Origin of the sequence: Shinella curvata, from assembly GCF_022899935.1 — a bacterium.
Classification (GTDB): domain Bacteria; phylum Pseudomonadota; class Alphaproteobacteria; order Rhizobiales; family Rhizobiaceae; genus Shinella; species Shinella curvata.
In genome coordinates, this window is record NZ_JALJCJ010000007.1 from 235,888 (window position 1) to 260,968 (window position 25,081).

The following is a 25,081-nucleotide window of genomic DNA, read 5'->3' on the forward strand; positions in this document are numbered from 1 at the left end:
CTACTGACCAGCCAGCCGCAAAAGGTTCTCGATCGCAGCACGCTCGAAACCGCCGATACCCTCGGAGATATCGGCCTTGATCGCCGCGGCAACGGCATCCTCGTCACGCTTGCGCAGGGCGGCGATCGCCTCCTGATGGCGATCGACGAAATAGAGCTGCGCGACATGCTCCATGGCGATGCCGAGGAAGGGGCCGAGCTGGAGCCAGATGCTCTCCACCATCGGCATGATCACCTGCTCGGGATTGGCGGAATAGAGCGTGCGATGGAATTCCTGGTTCAGGAGCAGCGCGGCTGCATTGTCCTTGCGCGCGATCGCCTCGTCCTGCGCCCGGTCGACCTCCTCCAGCCTGTCGATGCAGCGCTCGGTGATGTGCGGCACCGCGCGGCGGGCGGCGTGCTGCTCCAGCACGGAGCGCAGCGAGACGAGCTCGCTGAACCGGTCGGCCGTCATGCGCGGCACCATGATGCGGCGGTTGTCGAGCACCCGCAGCGCCCCTTCCGAGGACAGGCGGCGCAATGCCTCGCGCACCGGCGTGGGGCTACTCTCCATCGCTTCAGCGATGCCGCGGATGGTCAGAGATTCGCCCGGCCTGATGGAGCCGACCATGATGGCCTGTCGCAGGCGCCGATGCGCATATTCATGCGTCGTCATGCCGTCCGGTCGGTCCAGAGGTTCCAGCGCCAGATTGCCCAATCCATTCCTCCCGTGACAGGCTGTCGGTTGCTAACCTATCCTTATTGAGAGGTTCTAGCAGCTTGACCCGCGACAAGAAAGTGTGCATATCTTGAAAATGTGATCACAAAAATAATTATGTGATAGGGAACAAATTATGGCTCTGAACGAAGATTCCGAATGGCTGATCACCGCCGACGGCGTAGAGAGCATTCAAGCCGTCGTTTGCGACCTGAACGGCATTCTGCGCGGCAAGCGCGTGCCGGTGGGACAGGCGGAAAAGGTCCTGAAGGGCGGCATCCGCATGCCGCTTTCCATCGTCGGCGTCGATGTCTGGGGTGAAGACATCGTCGGCTCCAGCCACGTTTTCGCCTCGGGCGACATGGACGGCATCTGCGCGGCGACCGGCCGGGGCGCGCTGCCCGTCAGCTGGACACTGAAGCCGTCGGCCGTCGTGCCCCTCTGGCTCTTCAAGGAGAGCGGCGAGCCCTTTCTTGCCGACCCGCGCCAGGCGCTCGCCAATATCGTCCGGCAGTACCATGAGCTTGGCCTTCGCCCCGTCGTCGCCTCTGAAATGGAATTCTACCTGATCGACGCCGAACCCGATCATGCCCAGCCGCCGATCTCGCCCTATACCGGCAAGCGGCTGGATTCCGACGCCATCCTGTCGATCGACGAGCTCGACGATTTCGGCCAGTTCTTCTCCGACGTCTATGCGGAATGCGAGCGCCAGAACGTGCCGGCGGATTCGGCGGTCGCCGAAAACGGCATCGGTCAGTTCGAAATCAACCTCATGCATTCCGACGACCCGTTGAAGGCCGCCGACGACGCGCTGTTCTTCAAGCGCATCGTCAAGGGCATCGCACGCAAACACGGCTTCGCCGCCACCTTCATGGCGAAGCCCTACGGCATGCGCTCGGGCAGCGGCATGCACATGCATTTCAGCCTGATCGACGAAGACGGCAACAATGTCTTCGACGACGGTACGCCTGAGGGATCCGACATCATGAAACATGCCGTCGCGGGCCTGACGCGCGGCATGGCGGAATCGACGCTGCTGTTTGCACCGCATTTCAACTCCTACCGCCGCCTGCGGCCGGATACGCATGCACCGACCTCGGTCTCCTGGGGCTACGAGAACCGCACTGCGGCCATTCGTATTCCCGGCGGCAGCAACAAGGCGCGGCGCATCGAACACCGCGTTGCCGGCGCAGACGCCAACCCCTATCTCGTCATGGCCGGCATCCTCGGCGCGGCCCTGGTCGGCATCCGCAACAAGTGGGAGCCGCCGGCACCGGTCTCGGGTCGAGCCTACCAAACGCAGCTGCCGCGCATCCCCTCGGAATGGGGCTCGGCCGTCACCGCCTTCGAGAACGGCTCGATCGTCTCGGAAATCTTCGACGCGGATCTCCGCTCCATGCTGATCGCCTGCAAGCGGCAGGAAATCGCCGGTTTCGCCGAACAGGTGACCGACTTCGAATTCAGCGCCTACCTGGAAATCGTCTGATGGCCAACACCCGATCCTATGCCGGCAACGGCGCCTATCCCGACAGCTACTACGCTGCCTCCCGCAACATCATCCGCACGCCGAAGATGCTTGAGGGCGCGGTCACGGCCGACGTCGCCGTGCTCGGCGCCGGCTATTCCGGCCTGTCCACCGCCATCCATCTGGCGGAAAAGGGCTACAAGGTCGTGATGGTCGAGGGTGCGGGCATAGGATGGGGCGCCTCCGGCCGCAATGGCGGACAGATCGTCAACGGCCTAAACGCCAGCCTCGACACGATCAAGCGCCGCTACGGCGACCAGGCCGGCGCCTTCGTCGGCGGCCTCGTGCAGGAAGGCGGCAAGATCATCCGCCGCATCGTCTCGCAGTACAATATCGACTGCGACATGAAGACCGGCAACATCTACGCCGCCTATACGCCCGCCCATATGAAGGACCTCGAGCACAAAAAGGCGCTGTGGAAGAGCTATGGCATGGACGACCACCAGATGCTGGACAAGGCGGCGATCCAGAAGCTGGTGAAGACCGACGCCTATATCGGCGGCATGCTGGACACGACCGGCGGTCACATGCACCCGCTCAACCTGACGCTCGGCGAGGCCGCAGCGCTCGAAATGCTCGGCGGCGTGATCTACGAACAGTCGCCGGTCATCCGCGTCGAACACGATGCCGAAAAGCCTGTTATCCACACGGCCAAAGGCAGCGTCACGGCCAACGCCGCGGTCATCTGCGGCAATGCCTATCTCGGTCATGTCGTGCCCAAACTCGTGTCGCGCGTCATGCCGGTCTCGACCCAGATGGTCGCCACCGAACCGCTCGGCGAGCGCGCCGATGCGCTCATCCCCTCCGACATGTGCGTCGAGGACGTCCGCTACATCCTCGATTATTTCCGCCTGTCGGCCGACAAGCGCATGATCTTCGGCGGCGGCACGGTTTACGGCGGCACCGACCCGGCGGACGTGCGCGCGAAAATCCGCCCGAACCTCGAAAAGGTCTTCCCGTCACTGAAGGGCGTGAAGATCGACTACGCCTGGAGCGGCAACTTCGCGCTGTCCTTCTCGCGCGTGCCGCAGATGGGCAAGATCGGCAAGAACACCTATTTCGCCCACGGCTACAGCGGCCACGGCGTCACCGGCTCGCATCTCTTCGGCAAAATCCTCTCGGAAGCGATCCACGGCGATCTCTCGCGCTTCAGCCAGTTCGAAAAGCTGCCCTGGATCCCCTTCCCGGGCGGGCGCATGTTCCGCGCCCAGTATTCGACCATCGGCTCCTGGTGGTACCAGTTCAAAGACGCCTTCGGTCTCTGAGACCGATACCTCCCAAGCAAAAGGCCGGCGTTTTCGCCGGCCTTTTTTGTCAGATGGCTTAAATCAGCCCATGCGCTCCGAAGCGTATGAGCCCGGCGACGGCGGGAAGACGATGGTCTTGTTGCCGTTCATGAAGGTGCGGTGGTGGATATGGGCGTGTACCGCCCGCGCCAGAACCTGGCTCTCCACGTCCCGGCCGATCGACACATAATCCTCCGCCGACTGCGCATGCGTGATGCGCGCCACGTCCTGCTCGATGATCGGACCTTCATCGAGATCCTCCGTGACGTAGTGCGCCGTCGCACCAATCAGCTTCACGCCGCGCTCGAAGGCCTGCTTGTACGGGTTGGCACCCTTGAACGACGGCAGGAACGAGTGGTGGATGTTGATGATGCGGCCCGACATCTTCTTGCACACCGCATCCGACAGAACCTGCATGTAGCGGGCAAGCACGATCAGCTCGGCGCCGGACTGTTCCACCACCTCCATCAGCCGGGCCTCGGCCTGCGGCTTGTTCTCCTTCGTCACCTTGATGTGGTGGAAGGGGATGTCGTGGTTGACGATGACCTTCTGGTAATCGAAGTGGTTCGACACGACGCCGACGATGTCGATCGGCAGCGCGCCGATCTTCCAGCGGTAGAGCAGGTCGTTCAGGCAATGGCCGAAGCGCGACACCATGAGCAGCACCTTCATGCGCTCGTCGCTGTCGTTGAAGCGGTGGGTCATCGCGAACTTCTTGGCGACCGGCGCAAAACCGGCCTTGATATCGTCCTCCGATACGCCTTCCTGGGAAAGGAAGGTCAGCCGCATGAAGAACAGGCCCGTCTCCAGGTCGTCGAACTGCGAACTGTCCGAGATGTAACACCCCTTTTCGGCGAGGTAGCCGGTGATCGCGGCCACAATACCGCGGGTCGATTGGCAGGATACGGTCAGGACGTGGCTTTTCATCGGTTCGTTTCTCGCGTTCGGCCGGTGCGGGGCAAGCACCGGCGATCCCCTGTCTGTCGCCGGATTTACGGCTCGGCGCATATTTCAGGCCGCTTGCGCCAGCGCAAGCCCCTGCAATGACGAGAAGCTACGCCGCCTCTTGCAAGGAATCCCTCCGGTTCGCGACATCCAATGCATCGAAAATGCCGCCGATGCGCTTCGCAGTCGCCTGACGACACCGAAACGGTCTGCGGCATGATCCCCTGTGATGGCAGGCAGAAAGCGTTTCTATCAGAAATGCAAGCCGCGCTCCGGCACCGAAAATCCCGCTGGACACTATTATGGACACATGTTCTATACACTGGACATATCAGACGGGAGTCGATCATGCATCTTTCCATGTGGACCTACCCCTGGGACGTTCAGGACCAGGGACTTGAGGCGCTCGCCGCCGAGCTTTCGGGCCGTGCCGGCCTCAACACGGTCAGCCTTGCCACCTCCTACCATGCCGGCCGCTTCCTCCAGCCGCGCAGCCCCACACAGAAGGCCTATTTTCCGGAGGACGGCACGGTCTATTTCCGGCCGGACGAAACCCTCTGGCAGGACAAGACGATCCGCCCGCTGGTCGCGCAGAATGTTGTCGAACGCGGCGACATGCTGGATGCGCTGACAAAGGCACGGGCCGCGACAGGCCTCAAGGTCTCCAGCTGGACGGTGTGCCTTCACAACAGCCGGCTCGGTGAACTGCATCCCGATCACGTCACCCGAAACGCCTTCGGCAACGCCAACACCTATAATCTGTGCCCGTCGAGCCCTGCCGCACGCGACTATGTCGTGACACTCGTGCGCGACATCACCACGAACTACAAACCCGATATGCTGGAGCTCGAGAGCCCGAATTTCATGGGCTTCGCCCACGAGCACCACCACGAAAAGGACGGCGTCGGCCTCAATGCCGAGGACGATTTTCTGCTGTCCCTCTGCTTCTGCGATCATTGCACGGCGCGCGCCCGCAAGGCGGGCGTGCCGATCGAGGGCGCGCGGAAAGCCGTCTCCCGCTTCATCGCCGAACTTTGCGAGCGCGCCGTACCGGAAAAGCAGTTCCCGGACTTTCCGGACGCCGGCATCGACGCTTTCCGCGCCTATCCGGAGCTGCACGCCTTCCTTGCCTGGCGTTTCGAACCGGTGAGCAGCCTGATCGGAGAGATCAAGGCCGCCGCCGATGCCGCGACCCGCATCGTGCTGATCGACCTCAAGGACGGCTGGCTCGGCGGCGTCGATCTTGGAGATGTCGGCAAACTCTGCGACGGTGCGATCCTCTGCTGCTACGACATGACGCCGCAGACCATCGGTGGCGTCATTCGCACCGGCCGGTCCATGCTTGGCAACGAAAAATTCCTGGGGCTCGGACTTCGCGTTTTCTATCCCGAGGTCGATGGCCCCGCGATCCTCGCTGCACGCGCCAAAGCCGCCGTCGACGCGGGCGCCGACGGCGTCAATTTCTACAATTACGGGCTCATCCCGGCAAAGCGCCTCGATTGGGTGCACGAGGCCGTCCGAGCGATCACGTGATCGCGCGGACATTCAGCCATCGACCGGCTCGGCGACCTGGATCAGGCAGTCGCCGGCCTGGCTGTCGGTGTGCAGACGGTGGGAAATGACGATGCCGCTCTCGGCAAAGTGCAATTCCTCCTCGGGCAGGTCCAGCCGTTCGAGATCGTGATACCAGCCGGCACGGTCGCCGGCTTCAATGCGTTTCCCGAGCGGCACCGCCGGTTCGAACCAGCCACGCCTGGTCGCATAGATGCCCTGACTGTGCCGCGAGAGCGACAGAAGCTGCAGGGAGGGCGGCGTGGGAAGCGGCGCGCGCGACAGCTGCGGCGCGTCGACAATGCCGAGCGAAATCATCAGACGGTCGATCGCCGCAGCCGTGAAGGCCATGCTCTCGGGCGTCACCGTGCCGCCACCGCCGAATTCACCCGAAAGGCCGATCGTGCCGGCCCGGCAAGCCGCGCCCATCGAGGTCGGTGCTGCCAGCCCGTTATCGGCGATGAAGGCATGGGCCGCCCCCATCGCCCGCATCAGCACCACGGACCGCTCGAACCGCGCCGCATCCGCCTGCCGCTCGATCAGCGTGCAGGCGAGATGCGCCATGGAGGTGCCGCCCGAATGCAGATCGAGCACTGCGTCGTGTCGCGGGAAGAGATCGCGTTCGAGGAAATGCGCCATACGCGCCGTCGGCGTGCCCGCGGGATCGCCCGGAAAGGCGCGGTTGAGATTGCCGCCATCGAAAGGCGAGCAGCGTTTTGCCGCCATCACGGCCGGCAGGTTGGCCATCGGCAGGATGGTGACGGCCCCGCGTATCGTCGACACGTCGAGCCGGCGCATGAGCCGGCCGAGCTGAAGCTCGCCCTCATATTCGTCGCCATGGTTGCCCGCCATCAGAAGAAGGCTCGGCCCCGCGCCGTTTTTCAGGCGCAGGATGGGAATACGGATCTGGTAATAGGGCGAGCGATCGACCGAATAGGGAATGGCGAGGTGACCAGCCTGCCGGCCGTCGCATTCAAAATCAATCGGATTGACGACGCCGCTGTGCATGGCCGCTCCTCAGAGTGCCGCGACGGCGGTCATCTCGACGCGCAGGTCCGGATCGGCAAGCCGGGCCTCGACGCAGGCGCGTGCCGGCGGGTTTGCCGGGTCGATCCAGGCATCGTAGACGCCGTTCATCGCGTCGAAATCGACAATGGCAGGCAGAAAGACGTTGACGGCGAGCAACTTCGAGCGATCCGTACCGGCTTCCTTCAGGAGAGCGTCGATCTTGCTGAGCACATCCCCCGTCTGACCTTCGATGCCGGCCTTGCGGTCTTCCGCGACCTGACCGGCGATGTAGACAAGCCCGCCGTAGCTGACGGCCTGGCTCATGCGCGAACCCTTCTGGTAACGCTGGATCATGGAGTGTTTTCCTTTTCTTGCCTTGGGAGGAGAGATCAGCCGAAGCTGGTGAGAAAGGCCGCGGTGACCGTGTGGTCGGGTGCGAGGCCATAGAGAATGGCATGCCGGTCGAGGCAGGTGCAGGGATGCGAAATGCCGAATTCGACGACATCGCCGATGGCGACATCGGCATCGGCGGGAACCGTCACGAAGGCGTGCTGGTCGTTGAGGCGCAGCACGGAGGCGGTGCTGAAATCGCCGAGCAGCGCGCCACCCCGGTAGAGCGCCAGCGGGCGCGGCAGGTCCTGGTCGATCGCGACGTCGCGCATTCCCATGCCGCAGATGGCGAGGCCCGGCTCCGGCAGCGAAAGAACCTCCGCCCAGACCCGCAGCGCCGGCGTGAATTTTTTGGAAGCGGACCAGATATCCGCCCCTACGCGAAAACCATTGCGCGCATCCAGACCGGCAAGGCCGCGCTCGTAGACACCGTGATCGTGAAAGAAGATCGCCCCGCTGCGCAGGATGAGCCGGCAATCGGGATCGTCCTCGACGGCAGCGGAGAGACCGGCCACGACACGGTCGAAGAAGACAGAGCCGCCAGCCGTCACGAGGAGCGGCCGCCCGTCGCCGATCCGGGCGCGGACCTGCGGAAGGAACGCCGCCGTCAGGCCCATCAACGCGTCGATCCGGGCAAGCGTCTCCGCTGCATTTGCCGTCGCGGCCGCGCCTTCATAGGCGGCAATGCCGGTCAGGCGGAAGGCGGGTGTTTCAGCACTGAGGACGACATCGAGGATTTTCTCCGCATCCGCGAGGTTGCGTGCCCCGGCGCGCCCGGCACCGAGCTCTACCAGCAGCCCCAGCAGCGGCAGGTCGCCACGCGCCTGCCACGCGGCGGCGAGCGCCTCGGCAAGGGGAGCAGAATCGACGAAGATATGGACGTCCGAGTCCGGATAGCCGGAAAGCAACGCCGCAAGGCGGCGGGCAGCGGCGGGGCCCCCGATCTCGTTAGCGAGGATCAACCGGCGTTGACCGGCCTTCAACAGCACGGCCGCCTGACGGATATCGGCGACCGTCGTGCCCCAGGCGCCGGCCGCAAGCAGCGCACTGGACAGAGCAGGCGACATGGGTGTCTTGGCATGGGGGGCGATTTCGATGCCATGGCTCTTCACATAGGCCATCATCGCCGCGACATTTCCGGCAAAAGCCGTCTGGTCGAGCGAAATCAGCGGCAAGGCCATTTCCCCGTCAAAGGGCTTCCAGCCCTGCCGGCCGATCGCTTCGAGCGGCAGCGCCGTATGCCCGGGCGGAAAACCACGGATGCGGTCGTCAATCAGCATATCGGCGGCGTGACGGTCAGACATGCATTTCTCCCTTGGCCGTAACGGGCTCAGCCAGTTCGAGACGGTAGGTTTCATTGGCCGTGGTGAAGAAAAGCGCCCGCTGTTCGTCGAGCGAAAGCGATGCGGCCAGCGTGCGGAAGACCCCGTAGATCTCATCGAACGAGGCATGGAGGCCGGCAACCGGGAAATCGCTGGCGAACATCGCACGCGATGGACCGAAGCAATCGAGGCAATGCTCGATGACCGGCGACAGGCTTTCCAGCGTCCAGTCATTGTCATAGGCGACGAGGTCGGAAATCTTCAGCCGCACATTCGGTTCGCGGCCAAGCGCCCGCAGGCCGCTGCGCCAGATCGCCATGCCGGTCTCATCACGGTCGGCCGGACTGCCGCCGTGATTGAGCACGAAGAGCGTTTCGGGAAAGGCCCGCACGAGATCGAGCGCTTCGCCCATCTGTCCGGGGTAGAGCATCAGGTCGAAGACGAGGCCATGGCGGGAAAGTTCGGCAAGGCCGGCCCGCCAGACCGGATCGGCCATGCGATAGGCCCGCGGCGCGAAGCTCTTTGAGGGATCCGCGTGCCAGCTCACGATGTCGCGGATGCCGACGACGTCGGGATTGTCCGCCTCGGCCGCGATGAGGCGGGCGGCATCGGGACTGTCGAGCGAAACACGGGCAACATAGCGACGGGCGATACCGGTGCTGCGGTCGAGACCACCCAGCCAGCGGCTTTCCTCCAGCGGATGCGCATCCGACCAGCCGGCCTCGACATGCACCGTGGCGACGACGTTCTGGTTTGCCGCGTCCCGGCAATAGTCTGCCACGCCATAGTCACGCAGGATCGGCGCGAGACTGCCATAGACCATTTCGCCGCCGTTCACCCGGGCCTTTTCCAGCCAGGGGTGGCGACCGAGCGAGAGGTCCCAGAGATGGTGGTGCGGGTCGATGACCGGCCCGCTGTAACGCACCGTCATCGCCGCGCCTCGCGACCGGAAACGAGCAGCAGCGCCAGGATCAGCGTGCCGAACATGATCGAACGCCAGCCGGGCGAGGCATTCACGACGGTAATCAGTGCGGTCGTCGTGACAAGCAGGATGGCGCCGGGAATGGTGCCGGCATAGGTGCCGCGACCACCGAGGATGGAGGTGCCGCCGAGCACGACGGCGGCGATCGACGTCAGCAGGTAGGGATCGCCGATGCCGACATAGCCCTGCCGGTTCATGCCCAGCACCAGAATGCCGGCAAGTCCTGCGAAGAAGCCCGAAAGTGCATAGAGAATCAGCGTGTTGCGCGGGAGGCTGACACCCGAAAGGCGGGCAGCGAGCGGATTGGCGCCGATGGCGAGAAAACGCGCGCCGATCGGCATGCGATGGATGAGGATGAGCACGACGGCCGACACGGCGAGCCAGAGCAGAACGCCGGAGGGAACGCCGAGCGGTCGGGACTGACCAAGCAGAATGACCGCCGGATTGCTCACGGTGACGGCGCTGCCGCCGGCGACGATGACGAGCAATCCCTGCAGGAATGTCGCCATGGCCAGCGTCATGATGATCGGTGGGACACGGAGATAGGCAGCTCCCGCCCCGTTGAGGACGCCGATACCGGTGGCGATCGACAATGCCAGCGCGATGCCGACGAGGCCGGTCGGGTCCCAGGCGGGCGAGATCAGCGGCAGAAGGATTGCCGTGACGGTGATAACCGCACCGACCGAGAGATCGATACCGCCCATGAGGATGACGAGGGTCTGGCCGGCGGCAGCGATGCCGATCACGGCGGCAAGCTCCAGGAGATAGCGCAGATGCCCGTAGGCGCCGAAACCGCGCAGCGTGAAGCTGGCGACCAGCCAGACGAGCGCAACCAGCACGAATGTCAGCAGCGGCGGATTGCGGAAGATGGTTTTCACGGCATTCATCGCCTTGCCCTCCACGACTTCAGTAGTTCCGGCACAGCAACGGCGCCGACAATGATCAGCCCCTGCGCCACATATTGCGCGACCGGTGGAAAGCCGAGAAAGAACATCACGTTGATCATGACCGAGAGCAGCAGGCTGCCGCAGATCGCTCCGCGCATCGTGCCCTTGCCGCCGAGGAAGCCGACACCGCCAAGCACCGCGGCGGCGATGGAGTTCAGCGTGAAGGGCGCGCCGATGACAGGATCGCCCGAGCCCGTCTGCGCCGCCACGAAGAGGCCGGCGAGCGCGGTGAGCAGGCCGGAAAGCGCGAAGGCCGCGATCTTTGCTCGCTCGACCGGCACACCGGAACGGAAGGCGCCAACGGGGTTGTCGCCCGCCGCATAGATGCCGAGGCCGAGCGGCGTCGCGAGAAACGCCTTCCACAAAAGCAGCACGACAACGAGAAGCAGGAAGGCGACGGGCGTGTGGCCGGCGAGCGTATTCGACAGCCAGTCGGGAATGAAGCCACCGGGACGCGGCAAAAGGATGAGCGCCACGCCGGTTATGATGAAGGAGCCTGCCAGCGTGACGATAATCGCGGGAAGCCTCAGATGCGCGACGATCGCCCCGATGACCGTGCCGATGGCAAGGCCGGTCAGCGCGACGGCAAGAATGCCGCCGGGCACGCCGAACATGCCATCCATCGTGGTTGCCGCGATGACGGCACCGAGGCTGACAAGCGGGCCGATGGCAAGCGTGATACCGCCATTCAGCATCAGCAAGGCCTGCGCCATCGTCACGAGGGCGAGCGGAAACCAATTCTGCGTGAATTTCGAGAAACCGCCGACCGAGAGAATGCCCGGAAACAGCACGGCATAGAGAATGAGGAAAGCGGCGACGACGAGGTAGAGACCGCCAAGGCCGCGGTTGCGGCGGCGCTGGATGGCGCCGTAGAGCCAGCCCGAGGACGAAACAGCACTCATGCGGCCGCTCCCTTTCTGTCGACGCCCATGGCCGCGCCGACGATGGCCTCTTCGCTGATCGCCCCGCCGGAAAGCTCTGCGGCGACCGCGCCCTCGCGCAGCACCACCACGCGGTCGCAAAGATGCACGAGCTCCGGCGTATCGGAGCTGGCGATGATGACAAGCCGGCCTTCGGTGGCGAAACCGCGCAGCATCAAATAAATCTCACGCTTGGTCTCGATGTCGACGCCGCGTGTCGGATCGTTGAGCAACAGCACCGAGGGATCGAGCGGCAGCCATTTGGCCAGCGCCACCTTCTGCTGGTTGCCGCCGGAAAGCGCCTGGACTGGACGAGCCACGTCACCCTTGATGGTGAGCCGTTTGGCAAGCTCGGCAATCAGCCCAGTTTCGGCGGCGCGATCGCGAAAACCGTTGCGGGCAAGGCGTCCAAGCGAGGGGAGGATCAGGTTGGACGCGATGGAATGGGGCAGGACCAGCCCCTCGTGCTTGCGGTCAGCCGGCACATAGACGAGGCCTGCGGCATTCGCCGCACCGACATCGGCGGGCAAGCCCGGCTTGCCGGAGACCTCCGCTTTGACCGCCTTGGCCGGAATGGCGCCGTAGAGGCCGAGGAGCAGGTCTTCCTGCCCCTGCCCCACCAGGCCGCCGATGCCGATAATCTCGCCGGCGCGGCCGGAGAAGGTGATGTCACGCACGAGGCCCGCCGAAAAGCCCTCGACGCCGATGCGCAAAACGCCGGGATTGGCGGCGGCGCGTGGTGGAAAGAGATCGCCCGTCTCGCGACCGACCATCAGGCGGACCAGCCCCTCGCCGTCGATGCCCGACAGCGACTGGTCGGCCGTGACGCCGCCATCCTTGAGCACCGTGACGTGGGAGCAAAGCGCCTGCACCTCGTTGAGGCGATGCGAAATGTAGAGAAGTGCGGTGCCGCGATCGCGCAGCGCCTCGATGACATCGGCGAGAATGCCGGCCTCGTGCGCCGAAAGCGAGGAGGTCGGCTCGTCGAGGATCAGCACGCGCGGCCTGCGATAGAGCGCCTTGGCGATCTCCACCATCTGACGCCGGCCGAGCGCGAGATCGGCCACGGGCATGTCGAGCGGCTCGGTAAGACCGACCATGGCACAGACCTCCCGCACGCCGCGATGCAGTTCGGCATAGTCGATCAGGCCGAAACGGCGCGGGAAGGCGCCAAGGCCGATATTTTCCGCAATCGACAGGTCCGCCGTGAGGCTCAGCTCCTGCTGCACCACGGCGATCCCGGCTGCGCGGGCGGCGGCTGGGCTGAAACGCCCGACCGGCTTGCCGTCGACGGCAATCGTGCCGCTGTCCGGCTGAAGGGCGCCGGAGAGAAGGTTGATCAACGTGGACTTTCCCGCACCGTTCTCCCCGAGCAGAGCGTGAACCCTGCCCGGGCGAAGGGCGATATCGACGCCCTTCAGAACGGGATTGCCGAAAAATCCCTTGAACACCTGCCGGGCTTCCAGCAGGGGTTTTTGATCCGTCATGACGGCATCCTTTGAGCGGGATTACTTCTGGGCGAGCAGCTTGTCGAAGAGCGCCTGGTCGTAATCCGAGTAGATGTAGCCGTCAGCCGGGAAATTTTCCGCCCGCGCGAGGTAGCTGTCGATCGTGCTGTCGTCGATGACCGGCAGCGGCACCTTGACGAAGGCCGGCACGTCCTTGCCCTCCAGCGCCTGAACGGCGGTGTAGACCGAGAGCGCACCAAGCCAATTCGGCTGCATGGTGGCCCAGCCCTTCAGGCCTTTTTCCTTCCACAGTTCCAGGAACTGGCGGGCGTTCTCGCCCGTCACCGGCACCTGCTCGCGGCCCTGGCGATCGAAGGCCATGACGGAACCGGCCGAGATCGCCCCGCCGAGCGACAGCACGCCGTCGATTTCCGGATTGGCGAAGAGCAGGCTTGTCATCGCTTCCTGCGCGGGCGCGGCGTTGTATTCCGTGTTCGTCTCGGTGATGATTTCGAGGCCCGGATTGGCGTCGAGCACCGGCTGGGCGCCCTTGCGGCGGTCGTCGCTGACGGAAATGCCGGCCGGCCCGTTCATGACGATGATCTTGCCCTTGCCGCCAAGCTGGTCGGCAAGCCACTTGGCCGCACCCGCGCCCCATTCGGCAGAATCGGTGTTGATCTTCGCCGTCACCTTGTCCGTATTGACGAGGCTGTCGAAGTTCACGACCGCGATACCCTTGTCGCAGGCATCGGAAATCACGCGGTCGAGCGCGTTGGACGAGCCGGCGATAACGACGATGGCGTCGACATTGGCATCGATCATCGACTGGATGTGCTGGATCTGCGTCTGGGCATTGCCCTGCGCGTCCGTGATCATCAGGTCCTTCACGAGACCGGCCTTCTTCAGCTCCTCGACCTCGGCGGCGATCGTGCCTTCCGTCTGCTTCATCCAGGTCGGCACCGAATAGATGTTCGCCCATCCAACCGTGTAGGGCGCCTTGCGGTCGCCCTTGATGCAGTTGGCCGCGGCGGACGCGGTGCCGGCGGAAAAGACGAGCAGGGTTGCAGCGGCGGCGGCGCCCGCGAGGAGCCGGCTGCGCAGCGAGGCGGACAGGCCGTTTTCAAAAATCTTCATTGTCGATCCCCTTTTGTGTGCGGCAGCAGAACGGGCTTGCCATCCGTTTCCGTCCAATATAATGTACATATGATCCAAATACTGGACGTCGCAATCTTATGCGGAATTTTGCGCCCCGCAAGAGGGGGGAAAAAAATTCGTTGGCGGCCGAAAGCAGGCCCGCATTGACAGCGGACGCGCCGGGCGTGAGAAGCTTGACGGCAACGAAGGCAGGAAGGAACGACGATGGATGCAGGTCTGGACGAGGCGGCGGGAAAACGCGCACGCGGACTGGACCGCGCCTTCGAGATCCTCGATTTCCTGCGCCAGAAGCGCCAGGCGCTGAAACCGAACGAGATCGCCGCGCAGATCGGCGCGCCACGTTCATCGGTCTACGAGCTGGTGAACCTTTTGCTGCGCAACGGTATCCTGGAGTTTACCGGCGGCGAGGGCCGCGTCTATCTCGGCCGCAAGCTCTATTTCCTCGGCGCGGCCTATGAGAACCATTTCGATTTCACCCGCGAATGCGAGGCAGCCCTGGAACGGCTGGCCGACGAAACACGCGAAACCGCGCAGTTCTGCATGCTGGACGGCAACAAATACACCGTCGTGCGGATGCGCGAGGGTGCCCGCCCCTTCCGGATCTCGACGGATATCGGCCAGTCGGTGCCGATCCCGTGGACGGCCTCCGGCCGCCTGCTCGTCGCGCATATGACAAACGCGGAAATCCTTTCCTTCATTCCGGAGCGGGATTTCCAGTTGCCGGGCGGCGAATGGCTCGATCCGGCGGCCTTTCTGACCGAAGTGCGGCAGGCTGAGCGGGACGGCCATTTCACTTTCAACAGCATCGTCGACAGCTTCACGCACTGCTTTGCCGTGCCGGTCACGGACGATGCGGGACATGCCGCCGCAACGCTCTGCCTTGTCGCTCCGCGCGACGACGGGCTTGCCAACCGCGACCGCTATCTCGACTGCCTGAAGGACGCCGCCCGCCGTCTCAGCCACGCGCCGCTTCAGTCGAGACGCGCCTGAAACAAGATCAGACTTTCCGGGATAGCCAGCGATCGATCCCATCCGCAGCCGCACGGCCGGTGGCAAAGCAGGCGGTCAGCAGGTAGCCGCCCGTCGGAGCCTCCCAGTCGAGCATTTCGCCGGCGGCGAAGACGCCCGGCAGCGCGGTCAGCCCGTAGTCCTCACCGATCGCAGTAAAGCGAACGCCCCCGGCAGAAGAAATCGCCTCGGCAATGGGGCGGGGGCGCAGGAGAGGGACCTGCAGCGCCTTCACCGCAGCCGCCATCGCTTGCGGGGTCAGGCCGGGGAGATCGACAAGGCACTCGCGCACCAAGGCCGCCTTGACGCCATCGAGCCCCATCCCCTTGCGCAAGCGGGTGGAAAAGCTCGCCTTGCCGCCCTGCCGGGCAAAATCCGCGGCCAGCCGTTCGGCGCTCCGCCCCGGTGCGAGATCCAGGATCAGCGTTGCCGCGCCGTTTTCTTCCAGATCGTCGCGCAACGCTGCCGCATGCGCATAGACCAGACTGCCCTCGATACCGTTTCTCGAAACGACGAACTCGCCGGGAATCGTACCGGCTGCCGATCGCGCCGTGACGCCTTTCACCGGCGCTCCGGCAAATTTTTCGATGAAAAACGCCGACCACGCAACATCGAAACCACAATTGGCCGGCCGCAGGCGTGCGATATCGACACCGCGCCGACCCAAGGGGTCGACCCAGGACGCGTCCGATCCAAGGCGCGGCCAGCTCGCCCCACCCAGCGCCAGGAGCACGGCATCGAACGCCATGATCCTCTCGCCATCGGGTGTCTCGACACGCAATCCATCCTCGGAAAAATCCGTCCAGCGATGGCGTATCCGGATATCGACACCCTGCCTTTCCAGCCGGGCACGCCATGCGCGCAGCAGCGGCGAGGCTTTCATGACTATCGGAAAAACACGGCCGGACGAACCGACGAAGGTCTCCGTACCGAGCTCCTCCGCCCATGCCCGAAGGGCATCGGGCGTGAACCCGTCGAGAGCGGCGCGCAACGATGCACTGGCCGCGCCAAAACGCGTGGCAAACTGCGCATAGGGTTCGGAATGGGTGATGTTGAGACCCGATTTGCCCGCCAGCAGGAATTTTCGCCCGATGGTCGGCATCGCCTCCAGCACGGTGACGGCGTGGCCGCGCGCCGACAGAACTTCCGCCGCCATCAATCCGGCCGGCCCACCGCCAACGATCCCGATCCGTTTTTCACCCATGCACGCTCGCCCCTGAACCTTCTTCGCCGTCATAGTGCGTCCGAGGCGGCTCCGCCAGTGATCCCGCCGCCCGATCGATATAGGATCGGCATTCCGAATCGGGAGAAACCCATGGATATCAAGCGCAACGGCACCAGCCCCTCGACACCGGGACCAGCCGACTACTTCACCGGCACAGTCCGCCTCGACACGCCCTTCAAGGCCGAGGTGCCCGGCCGTGCGGGCGGCGCGATCGTCACCTTCGAGCCGGGCGCACGCACCGCCTGGCATACCCATCCACTCGGCCAGACCGTCATCGTCACGTCGGGGCTCGGCTGGGCGCAGCGCGAGGGTGGCCCGATCGAGGAGATCCGCCCCGGCGACGTCGTCTGGTTCCCGCCCGGAGAAAAACACTGGCACGGCGCCACCGACAACACGGCCATGACCCACATCGCCATCGCCGAGTCGGAAAACGGCTCGCCCGTGACCTGGTTGGAGAAGGTGACGGAGGAGCAATATCTGGGCCGGTCCGGTTGAAGCCCGGAACGTTTCCGGACGCCAAGCCGCCTCGCACCCCTTGCCGAAATGCTCTAATCTTCTGGCGGCTGGTATTTGCGCGTGAACGGAACGCCGTTGAACGTGTGCGTGCAGCAGGCGCAGCCCGGCTCCATCTGCTCGACGGTCAGTGTCGGATCGACGCGCTGCAGGCGATTGTCGCCATCGACAAAGAGACCGCTGTAGTAGGCGCTCTCCCTCATCCGCACGAAGGGTTTTCGCTCCGCGTCCGACCGGGCGACCACCCAGAAGATCGGTTCGGCTTTGTCGAGCCGGGCCACCGCCTCGGCATGAACGACGTCCCAGTCCTCACCGACCCGCGACAGCAGGAAGCGGAAGAGGGGTGTATAATCAAGCCCGTGCCGCTGTTTGCCCCCCATGGCGCCGGCATGCACGCGATCCTCGCGCCGCCTTGAGGATCGATAGTCCTCGCCGCCGCCATGACGCACGCCGTGGGTGCGCGTATTGACGCTGCGATAGAGCGCTTTTTTCCGGTCCATGCGTCCCTCCGATCCCCTTGTCCGAACGCAAGCACCCGACGGCAACCAATCAGGGGTGGAGACCTGGCGCCTCATGGCCGGACTGGGCGACATATTCGCTATAGCCGCCCGGATATTGATGCACGTCGTCACCGTTGAGTTCCAGCACCCTGTTCGACAAGGCACCCAGGAAATGCCGGTCGTGCGAGACGAAAAGCATGGTGCCCTCATAGTCGGAGAGCGCCTTGATCAGCATCTCCTTGGTATCGAGGTCGAGGTGGTTCGTCGGCTCGTCGAGGATCAGGAAATTCGGCGGATCGAACAGCATCGCCGCCATCACCAGCCGTGCCTTCTCGCCGCCGGAGAGCACGCGGCACTTCTTTTCGACGTCGTCGCCGGAAAAGCCGAAGCAACCGGCAAGCGTGCGCAAAGGTCCCTGCCCCGCACGCGGAAACTCGGTCTCAAGCCATTCGAAGACCGTCAGGTCGCCATCGAGAAGGTCCATCGCATGCTGTGCAAAATAGCCGACCTTGACGCTTGCCCCGATGGTCACGCTGCCCCGATCAGGATTGGCGGCCCCCGCGACCAGCTTCAGAAGCGTCGACTTGCCGGCGCCATTGACACCCATGACGCACCAGCGCTCGCGGCGGCGGATGAGGAAACTGAAATCGCTGTAGATCGACCGGCTGCCATAGGCCTTGTCGACATTCCTGAGATTGACGACATCTTCACCCGAACGCGGCGCCGGCTGAAATTCGAACATCACCGTCTGGCGCCGGCGCGGCGGCTCGACGCGCTCGATCTTGTCGAGCTTCTTGACCCGGCTCTGCACCTGCGCGGCATGGGAGGCGCGCGCCTTGAAGCGCTCGATGAACTTGATTTCCTTGGCGAGCATCGCCTGCTGGCGCTCGAACTGCGCCTGCTGCTGCTTCTCGTTCTGCGCGCGCTGCTGCTCGTAGAAGCCGTAGTCGCCCGAAAAGGTGGTGAGCGAGCCGGCATCGATCTCGATGATTTTCGTCACGATGCGGTTCATGAACTCGCGGTCGTGTGAGGTCATCAGAAGCGCGCCGTCATAACCCTTCAGGAATTGCTCCAGCCAGATCAGACTTTCGAGATCGAGATGGTTGCTCGGCTCGTCGAGCAGCATGACGTCCGGGCGCATCAGGAGGATGCGGGCCAGCGCCACGCGCATCTTCCAGCCACCGGAGAGCTTGCCAACATCGCCGTCCATCATCTCCTGGCTGAAACTCAGACCCGCCAGCACTTCGCGCGCCCGGCTCTCCAGCCCATAACCGTCGAGCTCCTCGTAACGCGCCTGCACCTCGCCATAACGCTCGATGATCGCGTCCATCTCGTCGAGCCTGTCAGGATCGACCATCGCCGCCTCGAGTTCGCGCAGTTCGGCGGCCACCGTGCTCACCGGCCCCACCCCGTCCATCACTTCGGTGACGGCGCTGCGTCCCGCCATCTCGCCGACGTCCTGACTGAAATAGCCGATCGAGACGTTCTTCTCGACGGAGACCTGCCCCTCATCCGGCGCCTCCTGCCCTGTGATCATACGGAAAAGCGTCGTCTTGCCGGCGCCGTTCGGCCCCACGAGCCCGATCTTCTCGCCCCGGTTCAACGCAGCCGACGCCTCGATGAAGAGGATACGGTGGCTGTTGGACTTGCTGATATTCTCGATGCGGATCATGAAAACAGGCCTCGTGGTGTTCCGCGCCCTATGCCATGCCGCGATGCAAAGAGTCCATGCGCAGATGCAGGGAAAACCCGCAAATTCAGGCTCTCGTCCCGCTCAGCACCTCCCGCCGGGCGGCGGATACCCATCGCGAAGCAAACCACAAGATACAAGCCTCTCCATCAAAAAATGCATTTCGATGGGAATAAGCCGCCAGACGCTCCGTTCTTCCCTCGCAACACGGCAATGGTGCCGGTGAACCGAGGAGCTTTCAAATGGTGACGAAACGCGGAAACGACGACGACAACCGGATCGTCGGGACGAACCAGCAGGATTATCTGTACGGCCGTTCGGGCGATGACCTGCTTTACGGCCTTAGCGGCAACGACTTCCTCTACGGCGAGGAAGGCAATGACCGTATCGAGGCCGGCAGCGGCCACAACCAGGTCTGGGGCGGCTCGGGCAACGACCGTATCGTATCCGGCAGCGGCAACGACAGGCTGTGGGGCGGCGAGGGCGACGACGTGCTGCGCGCCGGCGACGGCAACAACCGGCTGAACCTCGGGGAAGGCAACGACTATGCCGTGGCCGGCAAGGGGCGCGATTCCATCAGCGGCGGTGAAGGCAACGACACGATCCACGCCGGCTCCGGCAACGACACGCTTTCCGGCGGTGAAGGCGACGACAGGATTTTCGGCCAATCCGGCAATGACCGCATCGTCGCGCATGAAGGCAACGACATCCTGAACGGCGGCGCCGGCAACGACCGGATGACCGGCGGCGAAGGCGCGGATGTCTTCGTCTTCAACGGCGGTCGCGACACCGTCACCGACTTCGAAAACGGCGACGACCGAATCGACGTATCCTATTACAACGCGTTCGACAGCTATTCCGACATCCGCAATGCAGCCAAGCAGTCGGGCACCGACGTCGTCCTCCGCGCCGGCAGCGACCACCTGGTGATCGAGGACACCCGCCTCAGCGAACTCAGCCGCGACGACTTCAGCTGGTAAAGCTCCGAGCGGCGCTGGCCATGCGCAAATCCCCGCCACGACCAATGCGCCGCCGATCCCTTCGGCGGTGTTCGTTTATAAAGGCATTGTTGCGCAAACGGGAAGCAGGCTTCGGCAAACCGAGGAACAGCCAGCAACCGGGCTCCAGAGCCCGGGGGGTAACCAGCTAAGAATCAAGATTTATGGCGGAGAGAGCGGGAGAAATCCCCAAGCCTGTCATAAGCCGTTGATTTTATATCATCAAACATGCGCCGGAAGCTATACCCATGACGGAACCTGTACCTTTCTCATAGAACAAGCGGCTTCCGATTCCAGATTGCCGTCCCGAGCGACCTTCAAGACAGAATAGGCCGAACGCCGATCCGTATTCCTCTTGGCCGCATTACGGCAGCCGAGGCGCGCCGGAAGGCTCGTTTACTGTCCGGTCACGCCGATCAGCTATTCACGGCTGTCAGATCATCGCGGCGAGAAAACATGGCGGCAGACATCCGTGACGCAATCATTGCTGAACTGACCGACATGGTAGAAGCCTTGATCGCCAATGCTCATGAGGTCGAAGCACTTCACAAAACATACCTTGCGCTTGAAGTTCAGAAAACCGAAGTTCGAGTGCTTGTTGAGGAAGGCAGGCGTCAGAAAATGGTGCAAAGCTCAAGACCCTCGGCGACACGATAGCCGATGTCCAGCCTCGAATAAATCAGGTCATAGAGCAGCAGCAACGGCTTGGGAACGATCGTCCTCCGGAAGATATGGCGACCTTGGAGCTCGTCATGAAGAGCTTCAATGCCATGTCTCAACAGGTCGCAGATCTGTCGGAGAAGGTACAGACCTCTATCGAAGGGCCGCTGCGGCCGCTTTCGTCCGAAGCGCTGGAGACGTGGACCGAAGTCCGGAGGAAGACGACGGTCGATCCGAAGAAGATCGCCACGGACTACAACCGCATCACGGATTTTATCACGTTCGCGGGCGACAAGCCCATCGACAAATACACATCCCTCGATTTTCAGCGTTGGTCGAACCTGCTGGCCCGCGTCCCTAAATATGAGCGTGGTGCCGCACCTCAAGGGAAGGACACATCAGCAGGCGGCCGACTATAACGAAAGGCTCAAAATCCCGCGTCCAACGATGACAACGAAGACGATAGAAACGAACTATTTCTCGCCGCTCAAGCATTTCTTCCGGCAAATGGCCGTCGAACATCGCTTCCAGTCGCCCTTCGGCGATGCCGACGTTCGCATGGATGGCCGCAGTTCCGTCAAGCGGCAACCTTTCAAGGTCGGGCAACTGAACATATGGTTCGCTCATGCCGCGCAGGAGGGACGCGGCGAAATGATGTAGCTGCCCCTGCTTGGGGCGATTACGGGCGCGCGTATCGCGGAACTGATCTTCCTGCAGGGCAGGGACATCTATCAGAGGCAGAACGCATTCACCGGGGCCAAATACTGGATCATCGACCTGCGTTTTGAACTTATCGCGGAAGACGGCGGCTTCGAAGAACGCAAGACCAAGACTCCAACGTCGAAACGCATCATCGCGCTCCATGAAATTTTCGCGGAGGTTGGTTTCATCGACTATGCAAAGAGCCGCCGCGATGCCGACTGGCTGTTTCCAGCATCCTTCTATCACGACAAGGAGCGTGTCGCCGATCCCGGGCCGCATCGAAGCGAATGAACCGCATGTTGAAAGATGTCGGCATTCACAAGCTGATGGAGCGCGTGTTCATTGCACCCGGTATACAGCGAAGGACATCGTGCAACTTTCCCGTGTCGATGACCGCACGAACGACCTACAGACCGGGCATACCTTCAAGACCATATCGAGAGGGTACGGGGCGAAGGACCTTGAAGAACTGCCTACGGAAATTGAAGTCCTGACGGCTCTTCCGCTCCCGGAAGGACTCGATCTCGGTTCCTATCTGGACCGGAAGGACCGCAGGAAGTCCCGGCAGGGGTAGGGACTGGACGGCCCACAGTGCTTGAGCGGGGCCGGACCGACCGTTTCAGGGATGGATTCGGAATGGCATGTCGGGAGCAGTCAATCTCGCGCGTCCCTCCGGGTCGCCATGCTCACGCTCCTGTGGCTACTCTCTTAACCGATCATGCCATGCGAGAATTCCCGCGCCGCCCGTGAACGGTCGCTATGCTCGACGCTCAGATGCTCTCAATGTCCGCAAGTCCCTCAAACGGCGACGCCGCCCTTTCGGCGGCGAAGGGCCGTGAGCCATGCTTGTTCACGGTAGCAATAGATGCCACCAAGTTCCGACTTGGAGGACTTGTTCATGGCCATTGTAGAGAAACGCAGCGTCAGCCTGTCAGTGGAAATCGCGGCGGTCGTAGACCAGGCCGTTGCAGGCGGCGAATTCGGCAATGCCAGCGAGGTCATCCGCGAGGCATTGCGCCAGTGGAAGGAACGTCGCGACCTGCACGGATACACCGTTGAGGAGGTGCGCCTGCTGTGGGACGAAGGCATCGCCAGCGGAGAAGCGCGGCCCATGACGGAAACCTTCAGCGAGATCATCAAGCGCAGGGGGCGTGAACGTCTCGCATCGGGCAACTGACCATATGGTAACGCTGAACTACCTTCCAGTCTTCGAAGACGATGTTCTCGCCATCTGGGATCACATTGCGAAGGACAACCAGACGACGGCCGATGAGTTCGTTGACAGGCTCTATGCCCGCGCCTGCTTTTGATCGACCACCCTTTTGCTGGCCCTGCCCGTTCCGACACCGCCAAGGGCTGCCGTCATTTGACGCTCGGCCGCTATCTGATCCTCTATCGCTACGGGAAGAGGCAGGTCGACCTTGTCCGGGCGCTCGATAGTAGCCGCATGCTCAGCGGCAGGATGTTCCGGAAAGCGCTGCCATAGACGACCCTTCGTCCCAATCCGCCCGCTCGCTCCTGGCCCTACGACGCTACCTTGCGGGCGCGGGCCTTCCGCTCGTTTTGTCCCCTGTCCTTGCCCCGTCCGATCCCCATTATACGCTCTTGGGTCACTTCGGCCGTGGTCCTGCCGGAGGCGTGACGTCCGTATCACCGGACACTCCTGGAGCGGCAGGCGGAGCCGGCGGCATACGCATAGCCTCCCATCTTCTCGCTGCCCAAAGCGCCCGTTCGCGGATTCGACCAGTCGAGGCGCAAGCCAGTCTTCTCCCGGATCATATCCCGCAGCCAATCCAACGCCGGAGGAATCCGTGTTTCGATGAGTTCCCGCGCCCGTTCTCGCGTCGGCCTGCGGTCCAGGTCCTTGACCAGCCGCAGCCATGATGCCGTCGCTTTCGGGCGTAGCGCGGGTGCCGGCTGTTTCGGTTCCTTCGGATTGTCTTCCGGTTCAGACCGCGCTCGCGCGCCATGCAGCAGGTCCGTTCGGATACCATGACGGCGGCTGCCGACGGTCCCACCCGGACGCGGAAATAATTTCCAGCTTGGCCGGAGCTATGCGAGAACAGCCGAGAGCAGGCCGAACAGTTTCAGCACGACCTTACCAGCCGCATCGATTCGCCGCGGTCTCCCTGCCTCTCGCCGCAGCCGATCCATGCAGGTCCGCCGCTCCCGTTTCCGTGCCCTCGCATCCATGAGCTTCCTCCTCGAAACCTTCCAGAAAAGGATGGTTTCATGAAACCACCGGCGCAAATTCCCCCTTCTGACCAAAGAGGTGTCACACTTGGGCTGATCGAGAATGCAGTTGTGTTTCATCGACTGGCGCTCGAAGCGCAGGGACACGGGTAGCAAGTAACTTTGATTGGATTTGCAAGTTGCCGAATTTGAAAGAAGTTTGTACCTCTTCACCTACAGATTGCAGAGGTGGGGTTTTTCGAATGGCATTTAATATCATTGCAACTGATGCTGACGGTGATGCACAAACCTGGGGCTCCCTGGTTTTTGGAAACGGCTCAGTCAACGCCCATGATGCCGGTCAGTCCTACGACCCCGAAGCGTGGTGGGCTTCATCTGCGAGCGCCTATATTGATGGCGAAGGAACGTGGACCAATACCTCCTATCATCTGCTTGACGGGGACGGCGAATATTACTGGTACGTGGTACAGCATGCGGTCTTCGACACGACGACGATGTATGCTTCCTCCGAAATTACGATCACGTACGAGAGCCTGCATTTCGAGACACATGCAAGCTACCACCCTGCTTATGATCCGCGTCCTCTTTCCGATCTTTGGCTGAACGTCGACATCATTGGATGGATGGCCGATCAGCAATACAACTACATCGGCTCGAACGGTAACGACACGTTTTCCTTCACTTCAGGAGCATCACTCGGCGGCACCGCGAATGGTGGTTCGGGCAATGACTACTTCGAGGGTGGCTCTGGCGCGGACACGCTCATCGGCGGCGCGGGCAACGATATGATCTACGGCGGCGCAGGCGACGTTCTCGAAGGCGGCGACGACGACGACATGATCTCCGGCGAGGCTGGCGCGACCATGCGCGGCGGCGATGGGACCGACCACCTCGACCTGCATCTGACGGATGTAGCGATGGCAATCAACTTCAAGGTCACGGATCAGGCAGCATCCGACTACGAGATCGTGCCGGGCACCATCATTTCCGGATTCGAGCATTTCGGCCTCAGCTTCGGTTCCGGAGATGACACGCTGGACCTGAGCGGTGCAACGCTGTCGAACTCCTATTCCAGCGGCGGCATGACATACAATGATCCGTCCTATTTCAACGGGAACGACGGCTCCGACACCCTCGTCGTTCATGCGGATACACGCGGTTCAGCAACGCTTTACGGCTTCGAGCGGCTTGAAGCCGACCTTTCCGCACTGACCACAGATATACAGGCAAATAGCAGCTACCTGTCCTTCACAGGTGTTTTTCTCAACACCGGCGGTTCTTCAAATAGCTTCACATCTCTGGCTGTCACGGGCGGCTCCGGCAACGACGAGCTTTCCGGTGGCTCTGGCGCGGACACGCTCATCGGCGGCGCGGGCAACGATATGATCTACGGCGGCGCAGGCGACGTTCTCGAAAG

At 63.0% G+C, this 25,081-nt stretch carries 25 protein-coding genes and 1 pseudogene; 12 read left to right on the top strand and 14 right to left on the bottom strand.

Annotated elements, in window-relative coordinates; all coding sequences use genetic code 11:
• Window positions 1-654: a GntR family transcriptional regulator gene (locus tag MUU55_RS24220; protein ID WP_244763498.1), complete on the bottom strand. Its 654-nt coding sequence runs from the start codon at window positions 652-654 to the stop codon at window positions 1-3.
• 178 nt (window positions 655-832) lie between these two features.
• Between MUU55_RS24220 and MUU55_RS24225 the strand changes: the two genes are divergently transcribed.
• Complete coding sequence (locus MUU55_RS24225) at window positions 833-2,182, top strand: glutamine synthetase family protein (protein ID WP_244763351.1); 1,350 nt, start codon at window positions 833-835, stop codon at window positions 2,180-2,182.
• Window positions 2,182-3,486 carry an NAD(P)/FAD-dependent oxidoreductase gene (locus tag MUU55_RS24230; protein ID WP_425314226.1) on the top strand — a complete coding sequence of 435 codons (1,305 nt, stop codon included), beginning with the start codon at window positions 2,182-2,184 and terminating at the stop codon, window positions 3,484-3,486. The genes MUU55_RS24225 and MUU55_RS24230 overlap by 1 nt, the downstream gene beginning before the upstream one ends.
• Window positions 3,487-3,549: 63 nt before the next feature.
• On the opposite strand, the gene purU is transcribed toward MUU55_RS24230, so the two are convergent.
• On the bottom strand, window positions 3,550-4,434 hold the full coding sequence (gene purU, locus MUU55_RS24235; protein WP_244763102.1) for a formyltetrahydrofolate deformylase: 885 nt from the start codon (window positions 4,432-4,434) through the stop codon (window positions 3,550-3,552).
• Window positions 4,435-4,800: 366 nt separating this feature from the next.
• Between purU and MUU55_RS24240 the strand changes: the two genes are divergently transcribed.
• Window positions 4,801-5,985 carry a hypothetical protein gene (locus MUU55_RS24240; protein ID WP_244763352.1) on the top strand — a complete coding sequence of 395 codons (1,185 nt, stop codon included), beginning with the start codon at window positions 4,801-4,803 and terminating at the stop codon, window positions 5,983-5,985.
• Between the two features lie 12 nt (window positions 5,986-5,997).
• Here MUU55_RS24240 and MUU55_RS24245 read toward each other — a convergent pair whose 3' ends face one another.
• The 8 genes from MUU55_RS24245 to MUU55_RS24280 are packed head-to-tail and all read right to left on the bottom strand — an operon-like array spanning window position 5,998 to window position 14,154.
• Window positions 5,998-7,011: a succinylglutamate desuccinylase/aspartoacylase family protein gene (locus tag MUU55_RS24245; protein WP_244763353.1), complete on the bottom strand. Its 1,014-nt coding sequence runs from the start codon at window positions 7,009-7,011 to the stop codon at window positions 5,998-6,000.
• A 9-nt stretch (window positions 7,012-7,020) separates the two neighbouring features.
• The gene (locus tag MUU55_RS24250; protein WP_244763354.1) at window positions 7,021-7,365 is read right to left on the bottom strand and encodes a RidA family protein; all 345 of its coding nucleotides are present in this window, start codon (window positions 7,363-7,365) and stop codon (window positions 7,021-7,023) included.
• Window positions 7,366-7,400: 35 nt separating this feature from the next.
• Window positions 7,401-8,705, bottom strand: a complete 1,305-nt coding sequence (locus MUU55_RS24255) for an alanine racemase (protein WP_244763355.1) — start codon at window positions 8,703-8,705, stop codon at window positions 7,401-7,403.
• Window positions 8,698-9,654 carry an amidohydrolase family protein gene (locus MUU55_RS24260; protein WP_244763356.1) on the bottom strand — a complete coding sequence of 319 codons (957 nt, stop codon included), beginning with the start codon at window positions 9,652-9,654 and terminating at the stop codon, window positions 8,698-8,700. Before MUU55_RS24260 ends, MUU55_RS24255 begins: the two co-directional genes overlap by 8 nt.
• Complete coding sequence (locus MUU55_RS24265) at window positions 9,651-10,592, bottom strand: ABC transporter permease (RefSeq protein WP_244763357.1); 942 nt, start codon at window positions 10,590-10,592, stop codon at window positions 9,651-9,653. The genes MUU55_RS24260 and MUU55_RS24265 overlap by 4 nt, the downstream gene beginning before the upstream one ends.
• The gene (locus MUU55_RS24270; RefSeq protein ID WP_244763358.1) at window positions 10,589-11,554 is read right to left on the bottom strand and encodes an ABC transporter permease; all 966 of its coding nucleotides are present in this window, start codon (window positions 11,552-11,554) and stop codon (window positions 10,589-10,591) included. Before MUU55_RS24270 ends, MUU55_RS24265 begins: the two co-directional genes overlap by 4 nt.
• Window positions 11,551-13,059 carry a sugar ABC transporter ATP-binding protein gene (locus MUU55_RS24275; protein ID WP_244763359.1) on the bottom strand — a complete coding sequence of 503 codons (1,509 nt, stop codon included), beginning with the start codon at window positions 13,057-13,059 and terminating at the stop codon, window positions 11,551-11,553. The genes MUU55_RS24270 and MUU55_RS24275 overlap by 4 nt, the downstream gene beginning before the upstream one ends.
• A 21-nt stretch (window positions 13,060-13,080) precedes the next feature.
• The gene (locus MUU55_RS24280) at window positions 13,081-14,154 is read right to left on the bottom strand and encodes an ABC transporter substrate-binding protein (protein WP_244763360.1); all 1,074 of its coding nucleotides are present in this window, start codon (window positions 14,152-14,154) and stop codon (window positions 13,081-13,083) included.
• 225 nt (window positions 14,155-14,379) lie between these two features.
• Between MUU55_RS24280 and MUU55_RS24285 the strand changes: the two genes are divergently transcribed.
• Window positions 14,380-15,165, top strand: a complete 786-nt coding sequence (locus MUU55_RS24285; protein WP_244763361.1) for an IclR family transcriptional regulator — start codon at window positions 14,380-14,382, stop codon at window positions 15,163-15,165.
• A 7-nt stretch (window positions 15,166-15,172) separates the two neighbouring features.
• Here MUU55_RS24285 and MUU55_RS24290 read toward each other — a convergent pair whose 3' ends face one another.
• A complete protein-coding gene (locus MUU55_RS24290) occupies window positions 15,173-16,387 on the bottom strand; it encodes a TIGR03862 family flavoprotein (protein WP_244763362.1) in 1,215 nt (404 codons plus the stop codon).
• A gap of 111 nt (window positions 16,388-16,498) precedes the next feature.
• On the opposite strand from MUU55_RS24290, the gene MUU55_RS24295 reads away from it, so the two are divergent.
• The gene (locus MUU55_RS24295; RefSeq protein WP_244763363.1) at window positions 16,499-16,903 is read left to right on the top strand and encodes a (R)-mandelonitrile lyase; all 405 of its coding nucleotides are present in this window, start codon (window positions 16,499-16,501) and stop codon (window positions 16,901-16,903) included.
• 53 nt (window positions 16,904-16,956) lie between these two features.
• On the opposite strand, the gene MUU55_RS24300 is transcribed toward MUU55_RS24295, so the two are convergent.
• A complete protein-coding gene (locus tag MUU55_RS24300; protein ID WP_244763364.1) occupies window positions 16,957-17,421 on the bottom strand; it encodes a hypothetical protein in 465 nt (154 codons plus the stop codon).
• Between the two features lie 49 nt (window positions 17,422-17,470).
• A complete protein-coding gene (locus MUU55_RS24305) occupies window positions 17,471-19,093 on the bottom strand; it encodes an ABC-F family ATP-binding cassette domain-containing protein (protein ID WP_244763365.1) in 1,623 nt (540 codons plus the stop codon).
• Between the two features lie 260 nt (window positions 19,094-19,353).
• Between MUU55_RS24305 and MUU55_RS24310 the strand changes: the two genes are divergently transcribed.
• The 4 genes and pseudogenes from MUU55_RS24310 to MUU55_RS24320 all read left to right on the top strand — a co-directional run bounded on the left by MUU55_RS24310 (window position 19,354) and on the right by MUU55_RS24320 (window position 21,188).
• Complete coding sequence (locus MUU55_RS24310; RefSeq protein WP_244763366.1) at window positions 19,354-20,091, top strand: calcium-binding protein; 738 nt, start codon at window positions 19,354-19,356, stop codon at window positions 20,089-20,091.
• A gap of 276 nt (window positions 20,092-20,367) precedes the next feature.
• Window positions 20,368-20,535: pseudogene (locus MUU55_RS29400) on the top strand (DUF6538 domain-containing protein); the annotation flags it as partial.
• Between the two features lie 30 nt (window positions 20,536-20,565).
• A complete protein-coding gene (locus MUU55_RS24315; RefSeq protein ID WP_244763367.1) occupies window positions 20,566-20,766 on the top strand; it encodes a hypothetical protein in 201 nt (66 codons plus the stop codon).
• Between the two features lie 95 nt (window positions 20,767-20,861).
• Window positions 20,862-21,188, top strand: coding sequence for a hypothetical protein (locus MUU55_RS24320; protein ID WP_244763368.1), 327 nt, complete (start codon window positions 20,862-20,864; stop codon window positions 21,186-21,188).
• Here the strand turns inward: MUU55_RS24320 and MUU55_RS24325 are convergent.
• Window positions 21,127-21,750 (bottom strand): hypothetical protein, encoded by a 624-nt coding sequence (locus MUU55_RS24325; RefSeq protein WP_244763369.1) that lies wholly within the window; start codon window positions 21,748-21,750, stop codon window positions 21,127-21,129. The genes MUU55_RS24320 and MUU55_RS24325 overlap by 62 nt on opposite strands.
• A gap of 619 nt (window positions 21,751-22,369) precedes the next feature.
• Here MUU55_RS24325 and MUU55_RS24330 point away from each other — a divergent pair.
• From MUU55_RS24330 to MUU55_RS29185, 3 genes are all read left to right on the top strand, one after another.
• Window positions 22,370-22,648 carry a type II toxin-antitoxin system ParD family antitoxin gene (locus MUU55_RS24330; RefSeq protein WP_244763370.1) on the top strand — a complete coding sequence of 93 codons (279 nt, stop codon included), beginning with the start codon at window positions 22,370-22,372 and terminating at the stop codon, window positions 22,646-22,648.
• 4 nt (window positions 22,649-22,652) lie between these two features.
• A complete protein-coding gene (locus MUU55_RS29180) occupies window positions 22,653-22,781 on the top strand; it encodes a hypothetical protein (RefSeq protein WP_280519101.1) in 129 nt (42 codons plus the stop codon).
• Between the two features lie 1,125 nt (window positions 22,782-23,906).
• On the top strand, window positions 23,907-25,081 hold a 1,175-nt coding region (locus MUU55_RS29185), incomplete at its 3' end, for a calcium-binding protein (RefSeq protein ID WP_425314227.1).

Excerpts from the sequence above, each read along its gene's own strand:
- MUU55_RS24310 (WP_244763366.1), top strand. The coding sequence starts at position 19,354 with ATGGTGACGAAACGCGGAAACGACGACGACAACCGGATCGTCGGGACG.
- MUU55_RS24220 (WP_244763498.1), bottom strand. The coding sequence starts at position 654 with ATGACGACGCATGAATATGCGCATCGGCGCCTGCGACAGGCCATCATG.
- MUU55_RS24305 (WP_244763365.1), bottom strand. The coding sequence starts at position 19,093 with ATGATCCGCATCGAGAATATCAGCAAGTCCAACAGCCACCGTATCCTC.
- MUU55_RS24240 (WP_244763352.1), top strand. The coding sequence starts at position 4,801 with ATGCATCTTTCCATGTGGACCTACCCCTGGGACGTTCAGGACCAGGGA.
- MUU55_RS24275 (WP_244763359.1), bottom strand. The coding sequence starts at position 13,059 with ATGACGGATCAAAAACCCCTGCTGGAAGCCCGGCAGGTGTTCAAGGGA.
- MUU55_RS24325 (WP_244763369.1), bottom strand. The coding sequence starts at position 21,750 with ATGCGGCCCGGGATCGGCGACACGCTCCTTGTCGTGATAGAAGGATGC.
- MUU55_RS29180 (WP_280519101.1), top strand. The coding sequence starts at position 22,653 with ATGGTAACGCTGAACTACCTTCCAGTCTTCGAAGACGATGTTCTCGCC.
- MUU55_RS24300 (WP_244763364.1), bottom strand. The coding sequence starts at position 17,421 with ATGGACCGGAAAAAAGCGCTCTATCGCAGCGTCAATACGCGCACCCAC.
- purU (WP_244763102.1), bottom strand. The coding sequence starts at position 4,434 with ATGAAAAGCCACGTCCTGACCGTATCCTGCCAATCGACCCGCGGTATT.
- MUU55_RS24320 (WP_244763368.1), top strand. The coding sequence starts at position 20,862 with ATGAAGAGCTTCAATGCCATGTCTCAACAGGTCGCAGATCTGTCGGAG.
- MUU55_RS24290 (WP_244763362.1), bottom strand. The coding sequence starts at position 16,387 with ATGGGTGAAAAACGGATCGGGATCGTTGGCGGTGGGCCGGCCGGATTG.
- MUU55_RS24265 (WP_244763357.1), bottom strand. The coding sequence starts at position 10,592 with ATGAATGCCGTGAAAACCATCTTCCGCAATCCGCCGCTGCTGACATTC.
- MUU55_RS24315 (WP_244763367.1), top strand. The coding sequence starts at position 20,566 with ATGGCGGCAGACATCCGTGACGCAATCATTGCTGAACTGACCGACATG.
- MUU55_RS24260 (WP_244763356.1), bottom strand. The coding sequence starts at position 9,654 with ATGACGGTGCGTTACAGCGGGCCGGTCATCGACCCGCACCACCATCTC.
- MUU55_RS24255 (WP_244763355.1), bottom strand. The coding sequence starts at position 8,705 with ATGTCTGACCGTCACGCCGCCGATATGCTGATTGACGACCGCATCCGT.
- MUU55_RS24250 (WP_244763354.1), bottom strand. The coding sequence starts at position 7,365 with ATGATCCAGCGTTACCAGAAGGGTTCGCGCATGAGCCAGGCCGTCAGC.
- MUU55_RS24245 (WP_244763353.1), bottom strand. The coding sequence starts at position 7,011 with ATGCACAGCGGCGTCGTCAATCCGATTGATTTTGAATGCGACGGCCGG.
- MUU55_RS24330 (WP_244763370.1), top strand. The coding sequence starts at position 22,370 with ATGGCCATTGTAGAGAAACGCAGCGTCAGCCTGTCAGTGGAAATCGCG.
- MUU55_RS24225 (WP_244763351.1), top strand. The coding sequence starts at position 833 with ATGGCTCTGAACGAAGATTCCGAATGGCTGATCACCGCCGACGGCGTA.
- MUU55_RS24285 (WP_244763361.1), top strand. The coding sequence starts at position 14,380 with ATGGATGCAGGTCTGGACGAGGCGGCGGGAAAACGCGCACGCGGACTG.
- MUU55_RS24230 (WP_425314226.1), top strand. The coding sequence starts at position 2,182 with ATGGCCAACACCCGATCCTATGCCGGCAACGGCGCCTATCCCGACAGC.
- MUU55_RS24270 (WP_244763358.1), bottom strand. The coding sequence starts at position 11,554 with ATGAGTGCTGTTTCGTCCTCGGGCTGGCTCTACGGCGCCATCCAGCGC.
- MUU55_RS24280 (WP_244763360.1), bottom strand. The coding sequence starts at position 14,154 with ATGAAGATTTTTGAAAACGGCCTGTCCGCCTCGCTGCGCAGCCGGCTC.
- MUU55_RS24295 (WP_244763363.1), top strand. The coding sequence starts at position 16,499 with ATGGATATCAAGCGCAACGGCACCAGCCCCTCGACACCGGGACCAGCC.